A 4195-nucleotide genomic window follows, 5' to 3' on the forward strand; every position below is an offset into this window, starting at 1 on the left:
TATTGGTAATGCGGGATGTTGAAACCTGCGGAGTTGTCAGTGGTCTCGCATCCTCGCGCGACGAACTAGCTCGGCTGCATAGGCGCCTTGTTGGCCCACTTCGTTGACCCAATCTTGGGCTGTTGTGACGTCAATGCCGAGAAGCGCGGAAAGGACCGCGGCTGGTAGTTGGCCGGCGAGGTCCATGAGGGCGGTGTTGCGGGCCGCTTGGGCCGGGATCCCGAGAAGCTTCAGGCGTTGATTGAGGTAGTGGCTGCTGATCGGGCTGCCTGCGCGGAGGCCTGGGAAGAGCCAATCGTGGTCGGCAACGCGGGCAAGGGCAGCGCGGCCGCGGTAGCGGTTGAGCACCAGGTCGAGCGCGAGATCATCGAGAGGTTGCGGCAATCTGATGGGCTCGCTGCCGAGGATCAGACAGACGGAGCGGTCGTCGATGCGTTGAACAACGGCGTCGGTTCGCAGCTTGACGATGCGGCTCGCAGGTTGGGCGAATAGCAGCAGGAGTAGCCCGCTGAATCTATCGCAACGATCAATACTGTTGTCTTGCAGAAGCATTCGCGCCAATGTCCAACGGCCGTCATCGGAGATGCTGGTGAAGTGCTGCCTCTGAGGAGGAGGGGCCAAGCTGAGTCCGGGTCTGCAAACCCGACGCTCGATCGCCCATCGCAGAAAGTCTCGCGCTATGTGGGCCAGGGGATATGAAGCCTGCCAGAGGTCGAGGTCTTGCTGGTCAGCGTCATCGAGTCGCCGCTGATTCTGGTGTAGGAAGTCGAGCAGCACCAAAACTGTGTTGAGTTTGACCTGAGCACTTTTGGCTTGCGGACGAGTGATCGGGCGTGCGGGTGACTGAGTCCGGAGCCGGCGCAGCAGCTTCCAGGTGGCGTAACTTCGCAAGAGCCGTCGCTCCTCGCCATCGACGACTTCCGCGATAGTTCCGTAGAGGTGTTCTTCGAGGCTATGAAGAACCTCATCGCGAGGTTCGAGCAGGCCTGCGCTAACCATCGCGTCGCGCAGTGATCGCAGCGCTGGCTGACTGCGGAATCCATCGAGCAGTTGGTGAGTGATCGGCTGGCCGGTGTCTCGAAGGTCGCGCAGAAGTCGTGAACCGCCGCCGTATTCGAGGTAGGTGAGTGCGCTGTCGGCAGAAGACCGCGCTAATGCGGTGAATACCGGTTGCAGCCGAGGGATTATGCCGGTGTTGTCACCGAGTTCTTGATGGAGAAGCTCGATGCAGGCGCAGTGTTTGCAAAGTCCGAAGTGATGCAGACGCTCCAGGCTGCCGCAACTCTGGCATGCTTGGAACGACTCCGGATGTTTGCGGTAGCAGGCTTTGCAGCGAGGGCCGTCGCTGCAAGTTCCGCCGATGAACATCACGCGATGGCAGTCGCGGCATGTTGCTTTTCGTCGGGCGCAGTCTTTGCAGATCGGTGCGCCGTCGGCGGTGCGGATGCTCACCGCACTGAACTTTTCGCAGCGTGAACATATTTCGCGGTGCAGCAGCTTGCTCGAGCAAGGTTCGCAGCGGGGCGATGGAGTATTCGCGAAGTAGCACTGCTTCAACTTTCCGCAGAACGCGCAGATGGTGACGGGTGCGCGTTGGCAGCGCCGACAACGTGGTTCTTGCCCCTTCCAATTGACCAGCCGCCCCTGCTCGCCGCAGCCCGGGCATTTTGCTTGGTTCTCGGGTTGCTTGTTGTAGCAGGTCAGGCAAAGGGCTGCGCCGGCGGCGGTTCGGCTGGCGACGGGCCGATCGAATCCGCAACGATCACATGTCTCGAACCGATGCTCGTCATAGCATCGACGGCAGCACCTTCGCCCCTCGCGAACCTCCTTCAACGCGACGTTGCGGCCGCAGAATGCGCAAGGCGGTGCAGCGAAACCCACGACGTTCGCATCGACCAGGGCGAGCAGCAGCCGCATGGTCGCCGCCGTCGCCGCTGTTGCTTCCGTCATGAGCCGGGCAGGATGATCGGCGAGCTCATCGGCCACTCGGCGCCGCGTCCCCTCGGTTGGCAGCGCCCGCAGCAGGACCTCCCGGACGGTCTCAATGTCTGCGGCGGGACTCGCGGCGCTGACCTGAGCGATCAGCCGATCGAGTTGGTCGACCTCGCGCAATTTGAGATCGCATGCGTAGCAGAACGAGCGTCCAGCCCAATCTCGATAGCGAGACCACCCCGGATGGCCGCAGCGGGCGCATACCTGACCCGCGCGGCGACGGCGGATTTCGCAAGGAGCGCAGATGCGCAGGTCCCCATCCCGATTCGTGAGTTTGACTTCGCGCTGGCAGTTGCCGCAGCGTGGCAGCCTGACTCGCGTCGCGCCCCGTCGCTGTAGTGCCTGAATCAGGCGATCCAACACCGGTGGCGCCGTCGGCTTCTGGGAGACCAGCAACTGCGGATCTTCGAACAACGCCTGCCCCAGCCGCCGCCTGGGGGCGACGGAGGCGGCGGCCTCGGTGATCGCTGCGGCGCATTCCGCGGCTGGCAGGGTGGGTTCGGCGGCGTGAATCGCGGCGATGATCCACGCCTCTGGATCCTTCAATACTTCTGCGGCATAGCCGGAGACCTTCCGGTTGCCCATCAGCGCTCGTCGTTGACGATTCGGGCGCGCTTCGGCCGAAACTGGCCAATCGAGGCGGTGCTATCGCTTCCAACCGCCTTGCGCTGCTTCGCTTGTGTCTTCACGGGCTCGATGAGCTCTTCCATGCGGCAACCCAAGATATCCATCAACGCGACAAGGGTCTTCAGGCTCAGCCGTTCAGGGCGTTCAACGACCAGCCGGTAAACCTGGCTGGCCGAAAGCTGTATTCCGCGTTCTGCCAGCTTGGGTTTCAGGTCGCTGGTGGAGAACATTCCGCGCTCAGCCATCAAGGTGCGCAGATGCCATCGGTAGTCGAGTTCGCTGCTCATTGCGTCCATTCCTCGTCTTCGGTGAACGCCCGATCCAACGCCCGCCGCATCATCGTGTTCATGAAGTCACCGCTGACTGCGGTGTAAATCGCTGTGGTGGAAGAAAACCGGTGCCCGACTTGTTCCTGAACGAACTTCGGATCCGCTCCATCCTCGATCTGATGGGTCACGTAGCTGTGCCGCAAACAGTGCGGAACCAAAATCGGGGACAGTCCCAGCGCGTCCCGATACTCGGCGAAACGGGCATCGATCTCTCGCGGCTGGAGCCGCCCACCGCGCTCTGTGAGAAATAGCGGCCCATCGGCTTGGTCGGTGAACCGCGGTCGAATATTGGACACGTAGTCGTCCAAAGCCTCTACCGCCCAAGGCATTACGCTCGCGACCATACGACGCTTCGGGGGCGAGCCCTTGGTTGCTTTGCCCCATCGGACGTGCAGTTGTCCGAACTTGCCCAGTTCGGGAGCCGAGGCGCTGCGATAACAGTCGGTGGTGTCCAATCGACTGGCCTCTCGTGCTCGAAGTCCCCATCCATAGATCACTTTCAGCACCGTGGCGTCCCGGTAGGCCGTCAGTGCCCCTTTCCGTCCAAGGCGAACTGCCCGTTCGACGCGATCGTCCGCGTAGTCGAGCAGGCGTTGCAACTCTGTCCGGGTCAACGGACGGCGGTCGGGGTCGCCCTCGTAGTCCACCAGGTGAGCGACGGTGTTCCACTCATGGCAGATTTGAACTGGATGAGTGCCGAATCTCGCTTCGCACTCTTGTGACCAGCCGTAATGGGGCGAGGTCATATAGGTGCAGAAGTCCCGAACCGCTCCCTGATAGTTCCGCAGCGTGGACTTCTTCTTCCGACCCGCGGCAGCCCCGATAAGTTCCACCATCCACTCATCGAAATGAGCAGCGGTCCACTGCCAGGGGTACTCGCCGGTGAACTCCCGGAACCGCCTGACGACGCCCAGGCTTGCGGTAATCGACCGAGGGGCCAGCCTTCGGCCGCCGCGCATCTGTCGCTCCCAACCCCGGATCATCGCCTCGCAGACCGCATCTTCGGGATGTAGCAGTGCCACGCCGTCGAGCAGTTCAAGTCGTGCCGAGCCCGGCATCTCACCCGCCCGATCAGCCACCATGGACCTTTCACTAGATGCGCAAAGTGTGCAACTGATGCAATATAGAGCTCAAACAGGCTGCTACGCGGCGGTTTCGAGAAAGATCTCCCATGACTACACTTGCCGAGGTCGCACCGTAGTCACCCCCGAATTGCATGCATCTGATGCAATTCCACTGAGTTCGGG

The 4195-nt window shown here is 61.9% G+C and carries 3 protein-coding genes; all 3 read right to left on the bottom strand.

Annotated elements, in window-relative coordinates; genetic code table 11:
* Positions 1-36 precede the first annotated feature (36 nt).
* Genes NS1_RS40685 through NS1_RS38355 form a run of 3 tightly spaced genes read right to left on the bottom strand, consistent with a single transcriptional unit; the run spans position 37 to position 3931 of the window.
* Positions 37-2577 (bottom strand): hypothetical protein, encoded by a 2541-nt coding sequence (locus NS1_RS40685; RefSeq protein WP_157125635.1) that lies wholly within the window; start codon positions 2575-2577, stop codon positions 37-39.
* Positions 2577-2906: a helix-turn-helix domain-containing protein gene (locus tag NS1_RS38350; protein WP_062992634.1), complete on the bottom strand. Its 330-nt coding sequence runs from the start codon at positions 2904-2906 to the stop codon at positions 2577-2579. Before NS1_RS38350 ends, NS1_RS40685 begins: the two co-directional genes overlap by 1 nt.
* Positions 2903-3931: a tyrosine-type recombinase/integrase gene (locus NS1_RS38355; protein ID WP_084504816.1), complete on the bottom strand. Its 1029-nt coding sequence runs from the start codon at positions 3929-3931 to the stop codon at positions 2903-2905. Before NS1_RS38355 ends, NS1_RS38350 begins: the two co-directional genes overlap by 4 nt.
* Between the last annotated feature and the right edge of the window lie 264 nt (positions 3932-4195).

The organism is Nocardia salmonicida NBRC 13393 (assembly GCF_001613085.1).
GTDB lineage: Bacteria > Actinomycetota > Actinomycetes > Mycobacteriales > Mycobacteriaceae > Nocardia > Nocardia salmonicida.